This is a genomic window from Paenibacillus sp. ACRSA, assembly GCF_022346845.1.
GTDB lineage: Bacteria > Bacillota > Bacilli > Paenibacillales > Paenibacillaceae > Paenibacillus.
Genome location: NZ_JAKRNP010000005.1, coordinates 353179 through 377113, shown reverse-complemented (window position 1 = coordinate 377113; position 23935 = coordinate 353179). Strand labels below are relative to the sequence as shown.

Here is a 23935-nt window from a genome sequence, read left to right as displayed (position 1 = left end):
AACCGGTCATTTCCTTCCTTCGGTGTTCTAGCACGCATTAATCCTTTAAGATATTTTTGTTGCTGTTAGAATTCATTTGTTTGTTTGCATACGCAGCCGCACCAATCATGCCTGCTTGTCTACCTAGTTTAGCTTGTACGATATCACAAGCACTGGAAGCAAGTGCTAAAGCATGTTTTCTAACGGTATCTCGTACTGTTTCCAGCAAACGTTCCCCAGCAGCAGACATTCCACCACCCACGATAACGACTGCAGGATTCAATAAATTGATCACATTCGCAAGACCAAATCCAAGAATGGTGCCTGTTTCATGCATCACCTCGATCGCAAGAGCATCTTCAAGGTCATATGCCTCTGATATCATCTGGGCAGTAATGGCTGTCCTATCGTCTCCCACCCACTGCGTGATGATACTTGATCTGCCTTGCTCAAGCTTCTCTGTAAACGTTCTAACCATGCCTACCGCAGATACATATCTGCCTAGACAACCCGAGCTTCCACACCGACAAGGCCGACCTTCCCTGAACATATTCATATGACCAATTTCACCAGCACTAGACGTGGTACCATAGATTACCTTGCCATCATTCACAATACCAGAGCCTAGACCTGTGCCTAATGTAATTAGTACCAGGTTCTGATAACCCATGCCCGCACCGAACTGCCATTCCCCATACATATTTACTCGAACATCATTATCAATAAAGACAGGAAATTCGAAATGCTCCTTCATTGCATTCAGCACATGAATGTTCTCCCACCCCGGGAAGTTAGGTGAGAATATCGATAGTCCTTCCTCTGGATCTAGTAACCCCGGGATGCCCATCCCCATACACTTAATGGAAGACTGATCGATGCCTTCGAGCAACAGCATTTCTTGCACGATTTCTTGAATTCTATTTAATACATGAGCTGGCCCATTAGCCGCTTCCGTAGGGTCACTTCTTTCGTGAACGATGTGAAAATTCATGTTGAAGATTGCCGACTTAATATTGGTTCCACCTAGGTCAATGCCGATTACATAGTTACTCATGCTCATAGTCTCCGTTCTCATATGTTTAGAGTATTGTAAAATACTTCATGCCTAAAATGAATGGACATATGAGACTATTATTAGGTCGTTTTCCCACACGGGTTCATTTCATGCGAGGGGCTATTCCTTTGTCCTACCGATGGTTATCTGTTGTTCCGTGAAATTCTCAACATAACCGCTTTTCTCATAAAAATGGATCGCATGCTGCTGAACACCTACTCTTGTGTAGAAGGGATCACCAGCTACAAGTGGTAAGCTAACATTCTCACCTGTACTGGCTGATTTATATATCGCCGTGATCATTTCTAATGTGCTGCGACCACTTGTTCCATCGACTAGCGGCGGCTCCCCTGATTCAATGGAAGTCAAGACATTGTCAATCTGAGCGGTATGTCCTTCGTAAGGTAAATTGGGCAAGTGATCATAAGTCTCTTGAAGCTGTTCCTCAAGTTGTAGATTCTTTTCCGGAAATCCGTTCGCTCTTGAAGAGGAGGCCGTGATTTTCCAAGGCGCTGAGATTCGGGCATGTTGTCCCTGAAAAATGAACTGTTGCTCTTCGCCATGATGCACAACCGAACTCGTTATCTGTCCCAGAGCTCCGTTCGGATAACGAAGCATCGCAATAGATATATCCTCTACTTCGGCATTATCATGTGCAACATTGCTCATGAACGCCTGCACCTGATCAGGACGTCCCATCATCCAGAGTAGCGCGTCGATATGATGTACTGCATGATTCAATGTGCAGCCGCCACCCTCTTTCTCCCACGTTCCACGCCACCAGAGATCGTAATAACAATGACCTCGCCACCAGAATGAATCCACCTGTGCATGCAAAATCGCTCCCGCAAGTCCAGTATCCAGCATCTCTTTCAGCTTCATGATAGGATTCGTGAATCGATTTTGGGCTACAACCGACAGCACCTTGCCGCTCTTCTGTGCGGCTTCAATCATTCTATCGCATTCTTCAAGCGAAGACGCCATCGGTTTCTCAACCAATACATGACTTCCCGCATTCAGAAAATCAACAGCGATCGGCGCATGTTCATACGGAGGCAGACAGATCGAGATCAGATCAATCCCCGCGTGAAGCAGCTCTTTGTAATCGCTAACAATTTTGGCGTTCAGATTAAATTCACTCTTTTTTGCTTCAGCTTTGTCGGGATACAAATCACACAATACGACGATCTCGCACCTCTCTCGAAATTGCAAATAACTATTAATATGAGCGTTGGATATGGCTCCTGTACCTATAATTGCTACCTTTAACATCATGAATCCCCCTCTTAACTTTTGATGTTCTTAACATCATGCTATCTTAGAATAACGGTCTATTGTGATCCTGTGATGTGGATAAAATAACGTTATGTTGCGGTTTTCAGGGAGCTTCGTTATAGTAAACATGCTGGATAACAATACATGGGGAGAGATGCTGAGGTATGCGATATGACCTGTACAAGTTCAATGAGAATATCCTTCATTTCGGGTATAGGCGCACAAGCATAAATAACGAGCATATGGAGACATTTCATTCTCACTTAGGCATCGAATTGTTATTGATTCATCAAGGAAGCGGAACGATGATTGTAAATAACCGGAGCTATGAGATTAAACCGGGCATGTTCTGCATTTTCCAGCCGTATCAGCTTCATCACCTGAGACTGAATTATTCCAACAATCCATGTTTTGAACGATCTTTAGCTATTTTCGAGCCCGCTATGTTTGAACCCTATTTCGAGAAATGGCCTGTTTTATATGCGTTTTTCAGACATATTTATGTAGGGAAACTGTCCTCGCCCTGCTTCTATGATCTGGATGAACAGCACATTTTGGTTCACTTATTCAAGAGCTTTCAAGAGCAAATGTCCCAATGGGACGAATCAAATCGATTAGAAGAAATTTCACTGTTTCTGGTAAACTTGCTGCATCACCTCAAGCCGTTATGGACTGAATTTGTAGTTAACTCCAAAGTTTCTCCCACGGAACGCAAAAACCATCAGGTGGAACGAATTCTAGGTTGGATCGAAAAAAATTATCATGTTCCTTTTCGTTTAGATGAGTTAGCTCAATCGTTGCACTTGTCTTCCTATCACCTTTCCCATCTATTTAAAGAAGCTACTGGAGTCAGCATTTCTCAATATATCGCCACTCGTAGGATTCATCAGTCTGTTCGCTTATTAACGACGACAACCAAACCAATCTCGCTCATTGCTGAGGAAATCGGCTTGATCAATGTATCGTATTTCTGCAAATTATTCAAAGAACAGATGGACGTCACACCCCACCAGTATCGTAAAAGATGGGTCAATCATCCGTTTCGTCTGGAATAGACGTATAACATATATTCATGACGAGAGAACTTGTCTTATATTAGCGTCTAGCCCATCCTTTGCCCGTAAGAAAATCTTTCATGAATGTTCTCGGATGACGAGCTAAACTTCGTACTGCTGACTCAGACCATACCTTATTTTGCTTTGTGCCTGCACGACTTGAATAATATATTCGGGTCTCTTCATCATACTGTTTAATTACATCATCCGTGTCCATATTGTAGTGATTTTCGTGATAGATGGCTTCAAAGGGTAATCTAGGCTTGATATCATTACGTTCATTCGGATATCCAACTACCACACCGAATACGGGAGCCACATACTCTGGAATATGCAGCAACTCCGCGATTCCAACGATACCGTCCCTCACCCCACCAATGTAACATACACCTAAACCCATTGATTCAGCAGCAAGTACCAGGTTTTGAGCCGCCAACGTAGCATCAATTGCACCTACTAGTACGGCGTCAATGCCTTCAATTGTGTCTGAAAGATCTGTATTCAACTCTTCTGCAATTCGTTTATGACGATGTACATCAGCACAAAAGACAAAAAAATGTCCACCCTCTGCAATAAACTTCTGGCCGCCTGCGAGGTCGGCTATTTTCATTTTAAGTTCTAGATCAGTCACACCAATGATTGTATAAGCTTGTTGAAAACTCGCGGACGAGGCTGCTTGAGCAGCTGTCACTAATTGCTTAATCTGATCATCAGTTAGAGCTTGATTGGTGAAAGAGCGAACAGATACATGGTTTAAAATAGTTTCAATCGTTGGATTCATTAGAACCTCTCCTTTTACATTTTGAGTTGAATTAAATTGGAATCGGTATAAGTAATTTAAATATTGTAATGACCTGTACAAAATTAGGTAAAAAAAATCGGCAAAGCCGATTATGCTAGATTTGCCATGGTACCCTCAACGATGTGTTCTGCCATACTGCGATTATGTGTAGTAGCATTAATCGTACGCAAACCATAATAACTACACACGAATGTTCTTGCCAAATCCAGAGCAGATCTGTCCGAATTGATCTCTCCTGTCTGAAGACCTTCATCCATCACTTGACATACAATACTTTCCAAAAGCTCTACATGACGACTAGATACACTCTCTACTGTAGAGTCAGTTCGACCACGCTCCATGGTAGCATTGATCAATAAACATCCTTTGCTTGTATCTTCAAAATCTCGTTCCACTGCCCATTCTAGCAAATTACGCAGCCTTTCTTTTACTGGCCCAGAACGTTCCAACATGGCAGTTTGCTCCTGAATCCAATGCTCATGATAGCGATGAAGTGTCTGTTCATATAAAGCATGCTTGCTACCAAACGCATTATATAAGCTTCCCCGCCCAAGACCTGTACTATTACATAAGTCCTCCGTAGAACAAGCTTCATATCCTTTCAACCAAAAGGTTTCCATTGCTGCATCTAACACTTCTGGTTTGTTAAATTCACGAGGTCTTCCGCTTTTACTCATGTTATCTCCCTTCTTAGAACCAGCTACAGAACACAGTATAGATATTTTGTAACGACCTGTCAAGAAGTGCGATCATCTATGTCTCTATTTACCTCTTTAGCTACATTTCTATACAGATAAGGTAGTGAGATCTAACTTAGACATCACGCTTACAATGACAGATAGTGGCTACTATTACCAAGGCTAGTGTCCATAAGATGCAAATGCCTGTACCTTGTATGGGCGTAAACCCATTGACTACATCAGAGGAAGGTGGTATGTACATATACAATCCTGCCGTATCTGGAAAGTAATCTCTAATATGAGGTAGAAAGTCCCTCGACAATGGACTCAGTATAAAATAATAAGTAAGTAGCACCACTAAAGCAGACGTGGTTCTTCTTAATATAGCACCTACCGCCGCACTGAGAAGTGTGGTTAATGTTAGATAGCCTGTGGCACCTACTAATGTTCCTATGATTACATCTAGTTCAACCACTGCCGGAGTGTCTCTCATCATGATAAAAGGATATAGTACACCAGATAAAACAATAATAAATGCGGCAGGAATAGTTATGATACCCAATGCTACATGCTTCATGGACAATTGAATACCACGCCAAGGTACGGTAGTCAAACTCGTTCGCATCTGTCCACCCGTATACTCCGAACAAGTAGCTAAGATACCGAGAATAATGAAGCCTGCCTGAAGGTATACCATAGATGCAAGTCCTATATCTAGTGTACTTTGTTTCCCTACTGTCCCGTGCAAACCAGCAGAAGCAGAAGTGAAAGCTGCTACGAAAAATAAATTAGCTATAAGTGTACTCATAATAGTAGTCCATATCCATGGTAGTGTAACTAACTTATATAATTCACTCATAAGAATTCGCGAAGTCTTTCTGCTAGAAGAGACATTCATGATGCAACATCCCTCCTATGAAATACAATAGCTGCAACAATCATAAGAACGACCACCCATGTAAACATGACCAAGCCGCCTATGAGCGGAGTGTGAAATCTGTCGCTCATTGACATGAACATATCGATGCCGGCACGATCTGGTAAATAGACTGCTAGTGGTGTAACCTTAGCAAGCATGATACTAAATGAAACAATAGATGAGTTTATCATGAGTACAGTAAGCGGTATAATACTATTCTTGGTTAGAAGAGTAAGCCCGAAAGCTATCAGAGAAGTGAATACCCAATAAAAAACTGCACCGATAAGTCTGGACCATTCAAATGCAGGAGCATACTCTCCAAGAATAAGCTCAGTTGATAATATAGTTGTTACAATAGCTATCGTACAGAGCAGTACACTGATTGCTGTCACAGTGCCTGCCTTTGCCAGCAAAAAATAAAGTCGGGATGGTACTATAGATAAACTTGTTGTAATCTGTCGTCCCCCACCAGATTCACTGCTTTCTGTGAAATACTCACTGCTTACAGCAAGCACACCAAGGATGATGACTCCTTGTACACCAAAACCTAATCCTACATATCCAACTTCCGCTAACCTTGTGCTAACTCCAGCGATAATATCCTCTTTTTGAGCGAGACTATCCAAGCCAGAAAAGAGTGCTGGGGCAACTGCTCCAATGAAACAGGCAAGCCAGATGCTCGGAAGGGAGAACAATTTAGACATTTCCGCGTTGAATGCTCTCATCCCATATCACCTGCATGTTCCGTAGTAAGGGCAAAAAAAGCCTCCTCTAACGTGGAATATTTGCCTATGACTTCTTCCAATGTTCCATCTGCAACAATTTTCCCCTTCTTAATGACCACCACATCATCAACCGTCTCTGCAAGCTCTCCCATGAGATGACTTGATAGTAGCACCGTATTTCCAGACTCTGCACGTTCACGTAGGAATGTCCGAATCCAGCGAATGCCCTCTGGATCTAGCCCGTTCACAGGTTCATCTAATACCAATATTTTCGGATCACCAAGTATTGCAGCTGCCATTCCAAGTCTTTTCCCCATACCAAGAGAGTAACTGCCCACTCTTTTACCAGCTGCGTTAGTCAGGCCTACGATTTCCAGAACTTCCTCAACACGTGTGAGCGACAATCCTGCGGCACGAGCAATCCAGCGCAAGTGTGCCCGTCCTGTTCGCATACGATGGGCTCCTGATCCATCAAGTGCAGCACCTATTGTTGTTAGAGGATGCTGTAATTCTCTGAATGGGATCCCATTAATTAATGCGCTCCCTGAGGTGGCACGATCTAAACCAAGCAGAATACGAAGTGTAGAACTTTTACCCGCCCCATTCGGACCTAAAAAACCCGTTACTCTACCTGGTTCGGCTTTGAAGCTAATACCAGATAATATTTCTTGAGTCCCACGACGTTTCACTACGTTATTAAGTGTAAGCAACTACAACACTTCCTTTCTGTTATGGCTTTCATTATATAGAGGCTAAGTTACATCTCGGTGATCAACCTGTTTACTTCTAGGTTAACTTTGGCTTACGCTCTCCAAAATAAAAAAATCCCCCATGGGAGACCATGGAGGATTTGATTCGAATTTCAGATATCCATACTGAACTTAATGAGTATCTCTCGTAAGTGTTATCGTCATATCAATCAATCTGAATGCGCTTGTGGTTGTTCTCTTCCCCTGAACGTTTCGGAACTTCAAGCTTCAACACGCCATCTTCCAATCTGGCTTTGATATTCTCTTCATCAATTCGTTCCACATAGAAACGTCGAAGGAATTCACCCGATCGGCGCTCCTGCCGGATAATACGATTGGAATCATCCTTATGCTCTTGAAAATCATGACGTTTGGCTCGAATAATCAATTCATTGCCTTGAACCTGAATATCAATATCTTGTTTTGCGATTCCGGGAAGATCCGCCTCAATCCAATACTTGTCCTCATCTTCACGAATATCGGTTCGGAATGGCTGGTTGCTGGTTGCCAGGGGAGATACCCATGGATGGTCAAACACATCATTGAAGGATTTCAGCATGTGTCCGAACAGGTCTTCATTTCGTTTACGAAACGGAGTCATCTCAAACATTAACATCATCTCCTTAAATATGATTAGTTTGTTGTTGCTTACATGTACAATTATAATGCTCTCATAAATGATCATCAAAATGCGAAAAAAACGAAAATAAACGATATTTATGCAATAAGCCCTGTTAAACCAAAATAGATCCTTTTTTCTTAGTTTTTGACCTTTTTTGACCTTCTGACTTTCTCTGATAAATGTACTAAGACCGAGCCGCCCCCCAATCAATGAAATGAACTAGCTACGTCTCTTCTAAATGACATGTAAAGGCAAGCGAATCAAACTTTGACCAGGTGCAGAAGTGGCTAAATTATCTTCTAAATGGAATGATTCAACAGGTTTAATCTCCGAGAATCTTTGAAGAAAAGTGGTTAAAGCAATATTTAACTCTAATCTCGCGAGAGGCGCACCCAAACAGAAATGAGGGCCTATACCAAACGTGAGGTTTCTCTTATTATTTTTCCGATGAATGTCCAGTTCGAAAGGTCGCTCAAACATGTGTTCATCCACATTAGCTGCACTCATCCATGCGATAACTAGATCTCCCTTTTTCATTTGAACACCTAACACATCATTATCTTGCTTGACGGTACGATGTCTCTTCGAGATCTGGAAACGATAACGGAGCATTTCTTCAACGGTGTTAGGAACTAGGTCAGGTTGTTGCTTCAATTGACCATATAATGTTGTGTCGTCATATAACAAGGAGTAGAACATGCTCGATATCATATGACTTGTTGTTTCAATCCCTGCCCCAAGTAACAGCATCGTTGTTCGAACAACCTCGTCGTCTGTAAATTTCTCATTGTCCACTTCTACCGCCAGTAGATCAGATATAATGTCTACCCCAGGGTCAGCTCTCTTTCGAACGACGATTGGATATATATGTTGGAAGTATTCTTTAGCTGCAATTTGCTTTTTCTTCTCTAACTCGTCTTTGTCTTCATTGTTGGATGGCTGGAACAAAACATCTACCCATTTCTTGAAAAGATGACTATCCTCTAACGGGACTCCTAGTAGATCAGCCATTACCATGGAAGGGATTGGACCAGCATAAGCTTCAACAATATCTATCGTGGTGTTACTCTCTATGTTATTTACGACATTCTGAATGACCTGTTGGATGCGCGGCTCCCAATTTTTCAGACTTCGTGGTGTAAATGCAGCTGACATCAGCGATCGATATTTTTGATGACGAGGTGGATCCATACTTGAAATACTAACTTTTTCAGGAATAGCTCCCTCTTTATTTTTAGCACCTACTTCTAAAATGGTTCGATTCCCTTCTGCAGAAAAGAATTCATGATCACTAAGAACCTTCTTCACATCATCATATCGAAAAACATTCCAACAATCGGTCTCCTCGTGATAATAGATTGGATTGTCGTTTAGCATCTTTTTGTACCATTCTAGTGGAAAGAATTCTTCAGATCTGGTGTTAAACTGAGTGATTGCTGGAACCGAGATAACCTCTTTACTCATTCGTAGTACACCTCCAAGAATATTCTTCATACATATGAAAATACTTGCTCAACTAATTATATACGCTTAGTATAATCAATTTCAATTTTCCGCCTATTTTTGTGATAAAACCCTAATAAATAAAGAAATTTTAATTATACCATTCGTATATTTTATCTATTTATAACAAACAAAAAAAGGTTGGCATTTGCCAACCCAATGAGAATGCTATTGTCTAATTTGTTCTATATACCACCAACAGGATTCAATAAACCTATTCGCCTCGGATTGAACATCGCTAGATTTGTGTTCGCTATGAAATGCTTTGAGCACCACCTCAATTACAGAGACATTGAGCTCATCCTTCTTCTGGAGTAATGTTAGAAGTCCTGTTGACAATTGTTTTAATTTCAAGGACTCATTGGACTTCTGTATTCGTCGATTGAACTCTTCAAACTCCTCCAACCATACTTCCAGATAGACAAGGTTACGATTCGTACTCCTATTCTCATGTAATGAAGCTAGAGATGTATAGTCAAAAATATGTTCATTCTTTTGCTGCATTTTTCTTAATATGACTTCAATATACGTTAATACTTTGGGGACGACTTCGTTCCAATCTGGCTTCTTCGTATGAAGACTTCTTGATGCATTCGCAATCTGATGTAACATGCCATAACATAAAATAGCACCTTCACTCGCGTACAAACTAATTTCCTGTCCATATACCTCTACAAATCTGGAGGATAACCATTTCAGCTGCACTGTAGCTAAGTTTGCAGAGTTAATCTCTCCGGAATAAAATCCAGACCAGTATAATTCCCACACCCGTTCTTTGTCGGGTAGAGACATAGGAATGGCGATCTGATCAACGAGTAGATCAAAATCAGAGTGATAATGTTTGTCCTCAAGTTCTTTTCGAATCAAGATATCCTCTTGCATCCGTTGATTGAGAATGGAATATAAGCAATCTTCCTTCGAATCAAAAAATTTATAAAAGGTTCCTTTAGACACACCTGAGTGATCTAAGATCATCTGAATCGTTGTATTTGTAAAACCATGCTCGATAAAAAGCGTAAGTGCTGTCTCCAATAAACTCTCTTTTCGACTACTCATCTCTATGATCGCTCCAAGTCTGTTCAAAGTATATGTAATATGCACAAACCATGACTTCTGCTCTTTTCCACAGTTACAGCACAATTATAACCCCGTTTCACTAATCTGTCCTTCTACTGTATATTTGCAGTGTATTCTCTGAAAAGTTTCTCTTACGAAATCTTCTAAGAAACTAAAAAACCGCTGAATAGCGGCTTTAATAGCGTATGAGTTTTGCAATTGCACTGCAGCATCGATTTCCTAGCTGTTTAGGATTGCTTTCTGGATTTCATAAGGTTCTTGTACAGATACATACCACCGATTTCGAGTTGTAAAATCTACTAAGCTGAGATAATGTCCATGGCCAGCTCCCGTATCAATGCCTACTTTTCCACTGCCTATCCAAATTTCCCAAGGCGCCACATTGAACCGATATGTAGAAGTATGACCAAACACTACGGTATAATTCAGATCTACCGGGCTGGAGATAAACGGATCTCGTATTTCAGTCAGATCCTCAGGGCTTTGACTACTCAAAGGAATGCCTGGACGTACCCCAGCATGGACAAACAAAAGTCCATTCCTTGCGTAGTATAAGGGTAACCGTTCCAGAAATTTGCGATAATGTTCAACGGGAGTATGATCTTCGGAAAGAGGATTCGGCATGGAGGCTAACCATTTCCGTTCATTATTGCCCTGTAGAGCGACCGCACCATTCAAAGTCAGTTGATATACCAATTGCAGTGTTCCCCAAGAATCAGGCCCTTTATTGACATAATCCCCAAGCAAAATCAATTGATCCTGATCGGGTCGATACCCCGCGGCATTCAGTAATTGTTTGAGTAAATGGCCGTAACCGTGAACGTCAGAAACGGCAAGAAGTCTACCTATTCCCATGTTCTGCGCCTTCTGGATAGATCATGGTTTGCTTGGGTGACAAGTGAAGCCAACACTCCGAACCAGGTTCAAGGAATTCTTTATTGAATGCCTGGATAGATTGGTTATCTCGGGTTCGCATGATGACTCTCCAATGAATGCCTTCAAAAATGGATTGTTTCACGATTACAGGAATTTGATTAGACTCCCTTTCTTCTCTCTTCATAGAAATACGTAATTGCTCAGGGTGAGACATAACGATGGCACGCACGCCCATTGCTCCACGATCCATCATTTGTCCCCTAATATACTCTTCAGCGATAAGCGTAGCAGAACCGTCCGTTGTAAATATAGCGGAAAGCCGGTTATGATACCCCATCAGCTGAGCAACCCAAGGTGTCTTTGGACGGTTGAACAATAGATGCGGTTCTGCGAACTGATCAATCCCCCCTGCTCTAAGCACCATAATTCGATCAGCCAGAGTAAACGCTTCAAGCATATCGTGTGTAACGTAGAGCGCGGTCGTGTCCAGATCGGATAATAAGCTCGCCAATTCACTCCGCATTTCGGTTCGAAGCTTAACGTCCAGATTGGATAGAGGTTCATCCATCAGCAAGATCGAAGGTTCAGTGGCAAGCGCTCGCGCCATTCCAATCCGTTGCTGTTGACCACCAGAACATTCCGTAGGCAGTCGATCGAGCAGCCCTTCCAATTGAAGCATTGATTGCAAGCGATCCAGTCGTTGCTTTCTTACAGATGAGTCCGTTCGTGATCGCTTCATACCGTATTCAATATTCTGTCGCACGGTCATGTGCGGCCATAACGCATAATCTTGGAATACCATATTAACCGGCCTCTTCTCTGGAGGTATAAACTGTTTCTTGCCATCTACCGTTTTGCCACCCATTTCAATGACGCCCCCGTCGATTGTCAGCAGACCGGCGATGAGTTGTAGCAAGGTAGATTTCCCGCAGCCGGATGGACCAAGAATGCATATGCGTTCACCTTGGTTCATTTCAAAAGATAAAGGCCGTAAAACCTCTTGTTTGTCAAACGATTTGTGAACCCCTTCGAGCTTAAGAATTGGTTTCATATTGCGAACCCCCATATGTTCTGCGGTGGTGATCAGCCGAACGGATCGCTGCGCTCTTTTGGAAGCGCCGATCATTCCAGCGAAAAACAGCTTCACCTGCAATCTGGATGAAAATAATGATAGCTAATAGAATTGAACCACTCAGGATCGTTGCCGCCGTTGCATAACCATATTTTCCAAACTCAAAAGCCTGGTCAATAACAAGTGGCATAAGCACATAGTTTGCAGGCTGTAGCATTGAAGCTAGAGCCAAGTCAAATACACTAGTACCAAAAGCAGCCAACACCGCGAGAAGTAATGAACGACGTGTCAAAGGCAAAACGATATGCGCCATTCGTTCAAGCGTTCCTGCACCTTGCACTGCTGCAGCATTTAGTACCGAAGAAGATATGGCACCGAACGAGCCCAACTGAACACGAACAGCATAAGGAATGGCTCCAGCGATGACGGCAATCACGAGCAAGGCAGGTGTACCATACAAATGCAGATTGATATGCTCTAGCCATCTTTGATTCCAAACAAAAATGTATCCGATGCCCATCACGATTCCTGGCACGGCGAGGGAGACAATAGAGAATAGTTGCAGCCCGCCCTTCATCGGAAACTGCGTAAACGTGAGTACATATGCCACAATGAATCCAATAATCATGCTAATTATTGCAGCTATCGCTGCAATGGATAAGGAATGGATCATGCCATCTAAGAAATTCAGTCTAGTATGATCCGGTAGACTTGTGGAAAATAAAGAAACATAATGTTCAAACGTAAAGTTCTGAGAAGCGAATCCATTGCCCATCTTTTTCATCAACGAGACGCAAACGCTGCTCCCGACGGGAATACCGATGCTGATGGTTAAGAACCAAATCGTAATCAGATTTAATAAATAGGTTTTCCGAGGTTTAATTTTTATCGTTTTTCTAGCTCTGGAATTCAAAAAATCAAATCTCGACTTACGCAGGCTAATCATAAGCACAAACATAGCCAATCCCAGTATAATAACCAGATAAAATGCAAGTACACCAGCCATATCGAATCGAACCGGTGATTGATAAATGGCGGAATAAATGGAATAAGTCAATGTAGGAAAACGATACACGGTGGACAATGCTGCAGGTAAACCGAAATCACCAACAGTATCGATAAATACCAACGTGGCTCCGGCAACGATGGATGGTACCGAAAGCGGTAGTTCTACCGTGCGCCACACCGTCCAAGGGCGAGCGCCGTTTAAGCGAGCAGCTTGTCCGTATTGAGTGACATTCCATTCGGCTGAAGCGAGTACCGTCAGATAGGCCAAAGGGAATTTACTCAAAGCCATGATGAACATTAACCCTGCAGGTTGAAATACTGCATGTGTTATCCACTCCATGCCAAGAGACCGGCTTGCGATGCCATCCGTTCCCGCAAATAAAATCCAGCCTTGCGCCAACATAAATGAAGGCATGATCAGTAGAAGCCAAACGCCAGCATCAAGCAAACGTCCAGTCGCGTAATTCCATCTTGCCCTTGCCATCGCTAGACAGGCACCGAACATTGTACCTAAAAGCGCTGTCCCCACACCTAACCACAAAGAGTTCATCAAGGATTGGCGCCACAAAGGGCGATTAAAAATCTCCCCGAGCAGCCCTAACCCTTGAAAACGAATTTCTCCAAAAAATATCCCTGGCAAAAAAGCATTAAGTAAAACAGCAAGTAACGGCAAGAATATGACAACAAATAATATTAATGCAATGCCGACTCCCCAACGAGTTCCTGAATTTTTCATTAAGCCGCCCTTAATTTACATTCTGGTCAGCAAACCAGGTTTTGATCTGCACTTCATGCTCAGCAGACCATTCAGCTGGAGGAAGCAGGAATGTTGGATTAGACTCGCGATCCTGGCGTGAATCCACCCCTTCTACAAGCGGTGTGAAGAAGCTGTCGGACGAGTCGAGCGAAGCAAGCATTTGCTGCGTTTCGGGTTGGAGCATAAATTCAACAAATGCTTTGGAAGCCGCGGGATTTTTAGTATGCTTGCTGATCGCAGCGACCCTGAGGCTACCAGGAGCACCCTCTTCAGGCCAGATAAGCTCGACTGGTTCGCCGGATTGCTTCAGATCATAGGCGTTGCTCTCTTGCAGAGCGGCAATATCAATTTCTCCGGAGACCAGTGCGCTTCCCAAAGGTCCGTTCTTGGGATAAACCCTCAGTCCTTTTTTCATCATCTGTCCGTACTTTTGTTCAGCATCAGGAATACCCCAATGATAAAATAGCGAGGAAACGAGTGGGTATGCCGGGGCAGCCACTGCAGGGTCGGCTTGTCCAGCTGTACCTTCGTAATCGAAAAATTCTTCCCATGTATTGGGTGCTTGTTCCTTAGTCAGACGATTGGTGTTATAGGCAATGACTGCAGATGCATGGATGGTAATTGGCGTGTAAGCATGATCCTCAGGAACGAGTGATGTTCCATAATCGCTGAGGTTATTTATGTTTTCAGGTGTCCAATCCGTCATAAGAAATCCTCTGTCAGCCAAATTTCGAATGGAACCGTGACCGTCCATCATGACGACATCCCATTGTGGGTTACCTTGTTCAGCTTCAATTTTGGCTAATGCCTCCCCGCCACCATAATGGACAGCTTCCATTTTGTAGCCGGTTTGTTTCTCAAACTCAGGAGCCACAATATCAACAAAATCATTCCCGTACAAAAAAATGGTTTTTCCTGTATCTTCATTGGAAGAGTTCGGATTCACGGTATCTTTTACCGCCGACGAGACATTTGTCTCCGTGCCTCCTGAAGCAGTGCTGTCATTCGCGCTCGTTCCTCCGCCACATCCAGCAATCATCAACACTAGTGCCAGGCTTATTCCGCTTAAACGCTTTTTCCAAACGTAATTCATGTTTTTCCCCCTAAGATCTTATTTAAGAACTACTGTTAATCTTAAAGGTGTTGTTAACGATTCATATTATATTAAAGTTAAAGTTATTTTAAATGATATTAATGAATTATATGATAAGATAGATATTATCTATTTTAATGAAGAGGAGCGTTTACATATGAACCTGCAGCAGTTGAAGGTATTTGTTCATGTCGTTAATTTACAAAAACTGTATTTGGTTGCTGAGAAGCTAAATATTACGCAACCTACAGTAACGTTCCATTTAAATAAGTTACAAGAGGACGCAGGTATGGCGTTGTTCCATACCAAAACATATCATGTTATTAAACTGACTGAAGCTGGTAGATCCTTGTACCACTATGCTAAGCAGATTGTGGCTTTGGATGACGAAATGCGCCGGACACTGGAAAATTACAGAGAGACCGCAACCGAATGTTTGAGAATTGGAAGCACTCACACCCCAGCTACCTATATTCTTCCGGATTTATTATCTGAATTCAGACAAGAGCATCACATATATTTAAGCTTAGACGTTAAACCAGCCACACAAGTCATAGAAAAAATAAAACTTTATGACCTGGATCTTGGTGTCATTTCGCATACGGGACCTGATGATCCGGACTTAATCTACGAACCGCTGATGAAAGATGATCTTGTCATCATCTTCCACCCCGAACACATTCTTGCTACCAAACCCACAATTGAACCACATGATTTGCAAAACCTCCCACTCATTGCGCATGAAGAAGGCTCGAGCAGTCGTGCAATTATTAACCAGTGGGCTCTTGAACATGATGTTCAATTTACAGAAATTATGCAAGTTTCAGGATCTGAAGCACTAAAATCAATGGTTCGCCAAAATATGGGGATCGCAATGCTTTCGCAGGCTTCCATCATTCAAGATCTTACCAAAGGGGAAATCATGTCTTGTCCCATTCCAAACTGGAGTCCAATCAGAACAATCTATGCGGTCAGACACCGCAATAAACTTCTAACACCATGGCTTCGGCTCTTCTGGAATCTGCTTGTAGGTCGTTTTTCCTCGCAGATTAATCAATAAGCGTGGTTTCTTCGCGGTTTCCTATAACAGATTGTAAACATCGATATTCCTTAATATATGACGGGAACTACTTTCCTAATGTTAGTTCACCTCTCTCCTATTTAATATTTGCAGCGTATTCACAGAAAATAATAGTAGTATTAACTAGTGAGATGTGCTACTTTTTGCTTTTTTTCAACGTGCGAGTGCGTAGATGGAATATGCTGAATATGATCAGCGGAGTGATGGTTTTCTATTGTGAAATTTTCATATGTTGAAATATTCATCTAAATTTCATTAACCTTTAAAGTAAAAATAAGATCAGGCTTAGGTAAAATTAGTGCATGACGCCCCATGTTCGCTTTACATCTGTAATTGGAAGAAGTAAAAAAACTTAGTGTTTTTCGTCAATAACGTTTATATCCCAATATTTCAATCTCGATTACAATATTTTCAAGACAAGATTAACTCTACTACAGCTCATAAGGGGGAACGTACATGAACAAGAAAACCAAAACTCTCGTGTTGTCTCTACTCATGTCGACCGTACTACTCGCAGCTTGCTCGAATGATAGCGGTGTTGGTCAAAATCCAACAAATACAGACAAGGATACTAGCGATTCCGGAACCGTAACCATTCATACCGTTACATCTGAGCATACTGCTGCGAAGTACCCACAAGGTGATGATATTACGAACAATGTATGGATTCGGCGTTACCAGGAAAAGTTCAATATTAATGTTAAAACCGACTGGGTCAGTGATGAGTACAATACCAAACTGAACTTGGCAATCGCATCTAATGATCTCCCGGATGTATTTAGAGTTAACCCCTCTCAATTAAAACAGCTGGTCGAAGCAGATATGGTGATGGATCTGACAGAAGTCTTTGATCAACACGCTTCAGATCGTGTTAAAAGCTACATGGAAATGGACAAGGACAGCTATGAATCTGGTAAGAAGGATGGCAAATTGTACGGGATACCTCAGATGCACTGGGGATTAATTGAACAACCAGACTTCGTATGGATTCGGAATGATTGGAAAGAAGAGCTAGGTCTGAAAGACCCGACATCCATGGGTGATGTTAAGGATATCGCATTAAAGTTTATGGAGAAGCACGGAGGTTATGGCATAGCGGTGGATCAGAGTCTAGATTACTTGAATCTGCTCGCAATTGCTTGGGGCGCACATCCAGATATGTGGATCGAGGATTCCACTGGAAAATTAGCTTATGGCTCGATCCAGCCCGAAATGAAGAAGGCACTTGCTGACTGGGCGGAGTGGTATAAACAAGGAATTATCGATCCGGAATTTGCGATCAAAGACTTCAACGCAATGAATGCAGATATTGTCGCAGGCAAAGTCGGGATACAGCCATTTTACCAATGGTGGGGTTACAATCCTGGGGTAGATACGGTATCCAATCTGGGCAAAGACGCGATCTTCTATCCTTATCTCATCCCTACGATTGACGGTCAAGAAGCGAAGCAATCCATCTTCTTCGCGAACAACAATTATATTGTTATGAAGAAAGGATTCGCTAACCCACAAGAAGTAATCAAAATTCTGAACGACTACGCCTACATCGTGGACGAAGGCAGTGGTAAGGAATCCGAAGAAACCTTGTCTGATTTACTAGATAATGATATTGCACATGTTGTAGGTGCGTTCCGCGTACTTAATCCCAACTCCGACTATGAGCAGTTTGAGGCTGTTTCCGCAGCCCTTGAATCCAAAGACACTAGCGGCTTAACAACTTCGGGCATGTGGCAGAAATACAACAACAGTGTTGAGTTTATGGAGAACGCAACGCCAGGATCAGTCGGTGATTATTTGCAACAAGGAGCGCCTAAGAATGCCTATAGTCTTGCCAAGAAAGTGCTAGACAGTGAGAACTATATCAAGACAGCTTTATGGGGTGTTTCACCAGAAGTACTGTCGAACTATGGGTCAACACTAGATGATATTCTGACTGAAGGCTTCACAAAGATCATTATGGGTAGTGAGAGTATTGATTATTTCGATGTTCTTGTCCAGAACTGGCGAGCTGCCGGAGGCGATGAAGCAACTCAGGCGGTGAATGAGGCCTACGGCCAATAAATCATACTGTTGCAATGAGGGGATGAGCATCGTCTCACCCCTTTTTTTGATAACGGTTACAAATGCTACACATCTAGAACGGAGGAATTATAATGCTGCGAAAATGGAAACAGCAGAGTCCTTACCATCTCATGTTGATCCCTAGTCTGGTCTTGGTGTTTATTTTCAGCTATATCCCTTTTTACGGGCTTATTATTGCATTTCAGAAATACAACCCCGGCCTAGGCTTCAACTCACCTTGGGTTGGGTGGGACAACTTCGCACACATATTTAATCAGCCGAACTTCGTAAGAACAATCTGGAATACATTGTACATGTCCGCTTTCAAAATTGTTGGTGGGATCGTCGTACCTGTGATCTTCGCATTACTACTTAACGAGGTGCTCCATAGTGGAGTCAAACGTACGTTTCAAACCCTCGTATATATCCCAAATTTCTTATCCTGGGTCATCATGGCCGGCATCATGCTCGATATCCTTAGTGCCAACGGCATCGTTAATACATTCCTTGGTGTATTCGGGATTCAACCTATTTCCTTTCTTGGCACACCCTCCCTATTCCCATGGACGATGATTGTGAGTGACATCTGGAAAGGCTTCGGATTCGGAACGGTTGTTTACTTGGCAGCTCTTACGAGTATTGACCCTGGGTTGTATGAAGCCGCAGTGATTGATGGAGCCAAGCGCTGGAAGCAAACGATCTACATTACGTTGCCCTTGCTTATGCCAACCATTGTGTTAATGACGGTATTATCCCTCGGTAATGTGCTCAATGCTGGATTCGACCAAATCTATAACCTGTACTCCCCTGTCGTGTATCAAACGGGAGATATTATTGATACCTATGTATATCGATTAGGTATTCAGCAGGCGCAGTATTCGATTGGTACAGCTGTCGGATTATTCAAATCCATCATTTCCAGCATTCTGGTTGCAGTCTCGTACATTCTGGCATATAGAGTAGCCGGCTATCGAATCTTCTAAGGAGGAACTCTCATTATGGTCTATGATAAAAGTTTGAGCAGGCGTCTATTTCATATTGTGAACTATACGATCTTGCTGATCATCTCTCTACTCTGTATCCTCCCATTTATCAACTTACTAGCTGTATCCTTCAGTAGTAGTTCGGCTGTATCTGCAGGTAGTGTTACATTCTGGCCTGTCGAGTTCAATACCAAAGCCTATGAATTTGCCTTAACAGGTGGAGCATTTTTCTCCTCTCTCTGGATCGCCGTTAAACGAACGATACTCGGGACGTTAGTGAACCTTGTATTAATTGTTCTCACTGCCTATCCGCTTTCCAAAACGAAAGATAAAGTGATGGGTCGTAATATCTACATGGGCTTTTTCATCGTCACCATGTTATTTAATGGAGGGTTAATTCCAACTTACCTGGTAGTCGTCAAAATGGGACTCATTGATTCGATCTGGTCGCTGATCCTGCCCGGTGCTCTACCTGTATTTAGTATGATTATTCTCATGAATTTCATCAGAGGATTACCTGAAGAAATTGAAGAATCCGCCATCATTGACGGTGCGGGACCAGTGCAAGTTTTACTTCGCATTTTACTCCCACTCCTCAAACCCGCCCTTGCAACCGTCGGCTTGTTCAGTATCGTCGCCCATTGGAATTCTTGGTTTGATGGCATTATCTATATGAACAATCCAGCCAATTATCCATTACAAAGCTACTTACAGACCCTCCTGCAGAGCTTTGAACAGATCATGTTGAAATCTGGATCGGATTATACTCAGCTCTTATCCATGATGAATGCTAGAACTGGACGCGCTGCTCAAATGTTCTTAGGTGCTATACCGATCCTGCTTGTATACCCATTTCTACAGAAGTACTTTACTAAAGGATTGGTGCTGGGTAGTGTCAAAGGATAACCCCGTGACTCGTGCCTTACATGCACTCAACTGGCTAGAACGTTATTAAAGGACTTGCAGGATGAACTGCAGGTCCTTTTGTTTAATTCATGTCATTATGAAAAATTCAACCGATTAGACTCTCATGCATAGGTGCTCCATATACCTAATATACCTAATCATTTATTAATTGATAGATTTATAATGCACCACCGGACACATAACTACTGGATATCTGATATGCCAGGCAGCAGAATGGTAAAAACCGTCCCCTCTCCTACAGTACTATCCACCTGGATCCCATAAGGCTTCCCAAAATGCAGCTGAATGCGCCGCTGTACATTGTGAACTCCAATCCCTCTTGTTCCATCGCCTACCCTCGGCTTCTCATCCATGAAATTCTGAATGATGTTTTCTTCCATGCCTACTCCGTTATCACAAACTTCGATCGTAATATCATTGCCCTTCGTTTGGATTCGTATCGTTATGATGCCATCTTCTTCAAGCTCGGCAAGACCGTGAAAAATAGCATTCTCAACAATAGGCTGTAGAATCATTTTGGGCATTCGGTAGTCCATTAATTGATCCTCAATCTCATAGTTCATCTGAATGCAATCATAGTATCTTACATTCTGAATAGTTACATAATTCTTAATGTTATCTAATTCCTCACGAATAGTTACTAGACTATCATCTGATCTCGTGGCGTAACGGAGCATTGAGATTAGTGCATCTGTCATGTCCACGATTTTGTCAGCTTGTTGCATGGAGGCAATCCATTTCACTGACCCGAGTGTATTGTACAGAAAATGGGGATTGATCTGGTGATGGAGAGCACGCATCTCGGCTTGTGCCTTCTCCATTTCTTCTTGCTGCACCCGCTCGACCATTCGTTTTAATTCATGCGACATCTTGTTAAATCGTACCGATAGATGTCCAATCTCATCTTGAGAGCGAATATGCTCGACTTGTTCAAACTGCCCCTTTTCTACAAGTGATATGTTACGCAAAAGTCTCTTGATTGGCGTTGTAATGACATGGGACAGAAACACGGATAAGACGACTGCAAAAAGAAACATCACGACGGCGAGCGTTATTAGATTACGACCTAAAATTTTACCGTCAGCTGTTAACTCATCCAATGGCATGTAGAGATAACTTGTCCACTTTTGCTGACTTAGAGGGCTAGTCACTACAACATTCGTTGCTTCAGGTGGACGGACGTTTCCGCGAAACAATGTACCAATCAATCGCTCATCCACGTTATACACAATCTTATCGTCCTCATCCACGATCATGAATCTAGAGCGCAGCCCTTCCTGCAAGTTACGATTGACGATTTCGATAAATTTGATGTCAATGCTGACCACGATTACACCAAGCAGCTTTCCTGTAGAAACGTCATGAATTTTTCGCGCATGTGAGACTGCTAGAATTTTGTTCTGCAATTGCTCGTCAATTCGCGTAGTCAACGTGATGGTTCGATCATTTCTATGCAGGAATTGTTTGAACCACAATTCGTTTGCCACTTTGTAGTTTGCATCAATAGGCTGGTGAGGACTAACGAACAGATCTGGACCTCCGTTCAAGTTATAAAGATAGATGGAAAACACGCGATCCTTCATCATAATATAGTTCATCAGAATATTGTAAGCTGCAATCTCTCGCGGCTCATCACTATTTCGAAGAAAGTCCTGAATGGGAAAACTGCCCTCAGGTGTCGCAGATAGATCATTGCTCAGTCCATTGCTCGCCAAAAGAGTAATTTTTTCGATCTCTTTGAGAAACTCATCAATTCGTATATTGGTCTGCTTAGACAGATCGTTCAGCACATTTGTATAATTCTGTGTTAATAAACGTTCAGAAGAATAATAGGAATTGATCGTCATCACAAGTACCGGAAGAATAATGACCGTTATACAGATCACCATGATTTTGTGCTGGATTCGCACGAATCGGACATGCTTCATAGAATGCACCTCTATTCACGGTTTACATGGAATCCTTCTGTAGATCCCGATATTCTTCGGGTGTATGTCCGACAGATCGTTTGAAAATCTTACTGAAATACGTGTAATTATGGTAACCTACCTTTTCAGCAATCTCGTACACTCTTAGCTCCTTGCTCAAAAGGTAATTCTTTGCATGTTCCATACGAACTCGCGTCAAATATGTGATAAAGTTCTCCCCCTTTTCCTGCTTGAACAATCGGCTAAGATACGACGGATTAACATTAATTTGATTCGCTACGCCTTGGAGTGAAATATCTTCAGCGTAATACTTGTTGATCATCTCGATTGCAACGTCTGCATGGGTATGTTCCTGCATGTCCTGGGAATTGATCTTGAAATAATAAGCGATATAGTCCAGCATATCTTGGTGAATATCCTCCCAACACTCTCCCTTGAGCACAATTTCATAAGGTGATTTCTCTGTACAATTACGCTTGCCTCTTTCTGTCCCACGAGACAGATGCGATTGTATCGTTTCCATCAGCAAAATATATTGCTTACGAACACTGCTCTCATTCGCTCGCTTTGCTTCCAGATCAGATCGAATGGTTTGAAGAAAATCCTTTGCACTGTTGTAGTCTTTGCTGACCCACAATTTAATAAAATTCCGTTCCTGCTCTGGGTTTAGCATTTCGTTCACCTCTTGCCTAGGTGGAGCTTGAAGGACATCATTGTAGTACAGCACCTGATTGCTGCCCGTAAAGAAACCGTGATGTAGAGCGAATTCTGCTTGTTCACATGCCTTTCTAATGTAACGAAAGTCAGATACGATTGTACTCACAGCTGCTGTGAGTGAGAGATTCATAAAATCCTTTATGGAGGATAAAAGTTTCGAACATAGTTTGTGGAGATCAGCTTGTATTGAGCCAGTCTCAGGAAGTACATTGACGATAACCCAATATTCAGACGAGCTTTCCACAAAAATTTCCTTTTCCCACTTGGATGGAATAATCTCTTCCATAATGTTCAGGAGCGAAAATCGAAGTAGCTTCTCCCCCTTCTCGATATATTTTTTCTTCGCTTTCTCGTAATAGTTAACGAAGAACTTGATTATCACCAATTGATCTGATCTGATGCGAAACTGCAGTTCCTCCGCTTTGACCATGATCTCCTTCTCATTTATGAATCCGCTTACAATATCTTGAAAGAAACTATCTTTCAAGTGCCTCAAGCTCTTAGAATAATCAATTGTAACAGAAGGTACGTTAGCCGGACTGATCTGTTCATTTTGGAGTTTCAGCGTAACGGTAGTCAGAAGCTCGGACAGCGATGATTCTGTGATCTCGCTTTTGATTAGATAATCTGCTGCGCCAAGCTTCAGGGCTTCCTTCACATAATGAAATTCATCAAAGTTGCTAAGGATGACATACTTACATGTTTTGAGCACACAAGATAACTCTTGGATTAGCTCCAGCCCATCCATAACAGGCATTTTAATGTCCGTAATAATTAGATCAGGCGAAACTTCCAAGGCAAGCTCTAGCGCTTCTTTTCCATTCCCTGCCTCACCAACCACATGAAAACCAAACTCCTCCCAGTTAAGCATCGAGCGGATTCCAACGCGCATAAGTAACTCATCATCTACGATCATCAATTTATACATGAGAATCCCCCAATCGGAATGTTTCAATGAATACACCATACTACTCTGAAAACAACTGAAAAAT

At 42.3% G+C, this 23935-nt stretch carries 21 protein-coding genes; 5 read left to right on the top strand and 16 right to left on the bottom strand.

The window, feature by feature from the left end:
- Positions 1–37: 37 nt before the first annotated feature.
- Positions 38–1033 (bottom strand): ROK family protein, encoded by a 996-nt coding sequence (locus tag MH215_RS17365; RefSeq protein ID WP_239291783.1) that lies wholly within the window; start codon positions 1031–1033, stop codon positions 38–40.
- A gap of 120 nt (positions 1034–1153) precedes the next feature.
- Positions 1154–2305 (bottom strand): Gfo/Idh/MocA family protein, encoded by a 1152-nt coding sequence (locus tag MH215_RS17360; RefSeq protein WP_239292041.1) that lies wholly within the window; start codon positions 2303–2305, stop codon positions 1154–1156.
- A 167-nt stretch (positions 2306–2472) separates the two neighbouring features.
- On the opposite strand from MH215_RS17360, the gene MH215_RS17355 reads away from it, so the two are divergent.
- Entirely contained in the window at positions 2473–3363 is an 891-nt protein-coding gene (locus MH215_RS17355) for an AraC family transcriptional regulator (protein ID WP_239291781.1), read from the top strand.
- 40 nt (positions 3364–3403) lie between these two features.
- Here the strand turns inward: MH215_RS17355 and nfsA are convergent, their stop codons facing one another.
- From nfsA to MH215_RS17295, 12 genes are all read right to left on the bottom strand, one after another.
- On the bottom strand, positions 3404–4144 hold the full coding sequence (gene nfsA / locus MH215_RS17350) for an oxygen-insensitive NADPH nitroreductase (protein WP_239291776.1): 741 nt from the start codon (positions 4142–4144) through the stop codon (positions 3404–3406).
- Between the two features lie 110 nt (positions 4145–4254).
- Positions 4255–4842, bottom strand: a complete 588-nt coding sequence (locus tag MH215_RS17345) for a TetR/AcrR family transcriptional regulator (RefSeq protein WP_239291774.1) — start codon at positions 4840–4842, stop codon at positions 4255–4257.
- 136 nt (positions 4843–4978) lie between these two features.
- The gene (locus MH215_RS17340) at positions 4979–5743 is read right to left on the bottom strand and encodes an ABC transporter permease (protein WP_239291771.1); all 765 of its coding nucleotides are present in this window, start codon (positions 5741–5743) and stop codon (positions 4979–4981) included.
- Positions 5740–6489 (bottom strand): ABC transporter permease, encoded by a 750-nt coding sequence (locus MH215_RS17335; protein WP_239291770.1) that lies wholly within the window; start codon positions 6487–6489, stop codon positions 5740–5742. Before MH215_RS17335 ends, MH215_RS17340 begins: the two co-directional genes overlap by 4 nt.
- Positions 6486–7199 (bottom strand): ABC transporter ATP-binding protein, encoded by a 714-nt coding sequence (locus tag MH215_RS17330; RefSeq protein WP_239291769.1) that lies wholly within the window; start codon positions 7197–7199, stop codon positions 6486–6488. The genes MH215_RS17335 and MH215_RS17330 overlap by 4 nt, the downstream gene beginning before the upstream one ends.
- A 205-nt stretch (positions 7200–7404) precedes the next feature.
- The gene (locus MH215_RS17325; protein ID WP_239291766.1) at positions 7405–7848 is read right to left on the bottom strand and encodes an Hsp20/alpha crystallin family protein; all 444 of its coding nucleotides are present in this window, start codon (positions 7846–7848) and stop codon (positions 7405–7407) included.
- Between the two features lie 246 nt (positions 7849–8094).
- Positions 8095–9324 carry a cytochrome P450 gene (locus tag MH215_RS17320; RefSeq protein ID WP_239291761.1) on the bottom strand — a complete coding sequence of 410 codons (1230 nt, stop codon included), beginning with the start codon at positions 9322–9324 and terminating at the stop codon, positions 8095–8097.
- A gap of 207 nt (positions 9325–9531) precedes the next feature.
- Positions 9532–10419: a TetR/AcrR family transcriptional regulator gene (locus tag MH215_RS17315; protein ID WP_239291760.1), complete on the bottom strand. Its 888-nt coding sequence runs from the start codon at positions 10417–10419 to the stop codon at positions 9532–9534.
- A 240-nt stretch (positions 10420–10659) separates the two neighbouring features.
- Positions 10660–11295 (bottom strand): metallophosphoesterase, encoded by a 636-nt coding sequence (locus MH215_RS17310; protein ID WP_239291752.1) that lies wholly within the window; start codon positions 11293–11295, stop codon positions 10660–10662.
- Positions 11282–12367, bottom strand: coding sequence for an ABC transporter ATP-binding protein (locus MH215_RS17305; RefSeq protein WP_239291745.1), 1086 nt, complete (start codon positions 12365–12367; stop codon positions 11282–11284). The genes MH215_RS17310 and MH215_RS17305 overlap by 14 nt, the downstream gene beginning before the upstream one ends.
- Positions 12351–14132 (bottom strand): ABC transporter permease, encoded by a 1782-nt coding sequence (locus MH215_RS17300; protein ID WP_239291744.1) that lies wholly within the window; start codon positions 14130–14132, stop codon positions 12351–12353. The genes MH215_RS17305 and MH215_RS17300 overlap by 17 nt, the downstream gene beginning before the upstream one ends.
- A 10-nt stretch (positions 14133–14142) precedes the next feature.
- A complete protein-coding gene (locus MH215_RS17295) occupies positions 14143–15246 on the bottom strand; it encodes an ABC transporter substrate-binding protein (RefSeq protein WP_239291743.1) in 1104 nt (367 codons plus the stop codon).
- A gap of 157 nt (positions 15247–15403) precedes the next feature.
- Here MH215_RS17295 and MH215_RS17290 point away from each other — a divergent pair, with 157 nt between their 5' ends.
- The 4 genes from MH215_RS17290 (at position 15404) to MH215_RS17275 (ending at position 20277) form a co-directional block, all read left to right on the top strand.
- Positions 15404–16306, top strand: a complete 903-nt coding sequence (locus MH215_RS17290) for a LysR family transcriptional regulator (RefSeq protein WP_239291742.1) — start codon at positions 15404–15406, stop codon at positions 16304–16306.
- 477 nt (positions 16307–16783) lie between these two features.
- Positions 16784–18388, top strand: a complete 1605-nt coding sequence (locus tag MH215_RS17285) for an extracellular solute-binding protein (protein WP_239291741.1) — start codon at positions 16784–16786, stop codon at positions 18386–18388.
- 92 nt (positions 18389–18480) lie between these two features.
- On the top strand, positions 18481–19371 hold the full coding sequence (locus MH215_RS17280; protein ID WP_239291740.1) for an ABC transporter permease: 891 nt from the start codon (positions 18481–18483) through the stop codon (positions 19369–19371).
- A gap of 15 nt (positions 19372–19386) precedes the next feature.
- A complete protein-coding gene (locus tag MH215_RS17275) occupies positions 19387–20277 on the top strand; it encodes a carbohydrate ABC transporter permease (protein ID WP_239291739.1) in 891 nt (296 codons plus the stop codon).
- A gap of 203 nt (positions 20278–20480) precedes the next feature.
- Here MH215_RS17275 and MH215_RS17270 read toward each other — a convergent pair whose 3' ends face one another.
- Positions 20481–22226, bottom strand: a complete 1746-nt coding sequence (locus MH215_RS17270; RefSeq protein ID WP_239291738.1) for a cache domain-containing sensor histidine kinase — start codon at positions 22224–22226, stop codon at positions 20481–20483.
- A gap of 22 nt (positions 22227–22248) precedes the next feature.
- On the bottom strand, positions 22249–23871 hold the full coding sequence (locus MH215_RS17265) for a response regulator transcription factor (RefSeq protein WP_239291736.1): 1623 nt from the start codon (positions 23869–23871) through the stop codon (positions 22249–22251).
- Between the last annotated feature and the right edge of the window lie 64 nt (positions 23872–23935).

Coding starts and splice junctions, on each gene's coding strand:
- MH215_RS17365 (WP_239291783.1), bottom strand. CDS start 1,033: ATGAGTAACTATGTAATCGGCATTGACCTAGGTGGAACCAATATTAAG.
- MH215_RS17360 (WP_239292041.1), bottom strand. CDS start 2,305: ATGTTAAAGGTAGCAATTATAGGTACAGGAGCCATATCCAACGCTCAT.
- MH215_RS17355 (WP_239291781.1), top strand. CDS start 2,473: ATGCGATATGACCTGTACAAGTTCAATGAGAATATCCTTCATTTCGGG.
- nfsA (WP_239291776.1), bottom strand. CDS start 4,144: ATGAATCCAACGATTGAAACTATTTTAAACCATGTATCTGTTCGCTCT.
- MH215_RS17345 (WP_239291774.1), bottom strand. CDS start 4,842: ATGAGTAAAAGCGGAAGACCTCGTGAATTTAACAAACCAGAAGTGTTA.
- MH215_RS17340 (WP_239291771.1), bottom strand. CDS start 5,743: ATGAATGTCTCTTCTAGCAGAAAGACTTCGCGAATTCTTATGAGTGAA.
- MH215_RS17335 (WP_239291770.1), bottom strand. CDS start 6,489: ATGAGAGCATTCAACGCGGAAATGTCTAAATTGTTCTCCCTTCCGAGC.
- MH215_RS17325 (WP_239291766.1), bottom strand. CDS start 7,848: ATGTTTGAGATGACTCCGTTTCGTAAACGAAATGAAGACCTGTTCGGA.
- MH215_RS17320 (WP_239291761.1), bottom strand. CDS start 9,324: ATGAGTAAAGAGGTTATCTCGGTTCCAGCAATCACTCAGTTTAACACC.
- MH215_RS17315 (WP_239291760.1), bottom strand. CDS start 10,419: ATGAGTAGTCGAAAAGAGAGTTTATTGGAGACAGCACTTACGCTTTTT.
- MH215_RS17310 (WP_239291752.1), bottom strand. CDS start 11,295: ATGGGAATAGGTAGACTTCTTGCCGTTTCTGACGTTCACGGTTACGGC.
- MH215_RS17305 (WP_239291745.1), bottom strand. CDS start 12,367: ATGAAACCAATTCTTAAGCTCGAAGGGGTTCACAAATCGTTTGACAAA.
- MH215_RS17300 (WP_239291744.1), bottom strand. CDS start 14,132: ATGAAAAATTCAGGAACTCGTTGGGGAGTCGGCATTGCATTAATATTA.
- MH215_RS17295 (WP_239291743.1), bottom strand. CDS start 15,246: ATGAATTACGTTTGGAAAAAGCGTTTAAGCGGAATAAGCCTGGCACTA.
- MH215_RS17290 (WP_239291742.1), top strand. CDS start 15,404: ATGAACCTGCAGCAGTTGAAGGTATTTGTTCATGTCGTTAATTTACAA.
- MH215_RS17285 (WP_239291741.1), top strand. CDS start 16,784: ATGAACAAGAAAACCAAAACTCTCGTGTTGTCTCTACTCATGTCGACC.
- MH215_RS17280 (WP_239291740.1), top strand. CDS start 18,481: ATGCTGCGAAAATGGAAACAGCAGAGTCCTTACCATCTCATGTTGATC.
- MH215_RS17275 (WP_239291739.1), top strand. CDS start 19,387: ATGGTCTATGATAAAAGTTTGAGCAGGCGTCTATTTCATATTGTGAAC.
- MH215_RS17270 (WP_239291738.1), bottom strand. CDS start 22,226: ATGAAGCATGTCCGATTCGTGCGAATCCAGCACAAAATCATGGTGATC.
- MH215_RS17265 (WP_239291736.1), bottom strand. CDS start 23,871: ATGTATAAATTGATGATCGTAGATGATGAGTTACTTATGCGCGTTGGA.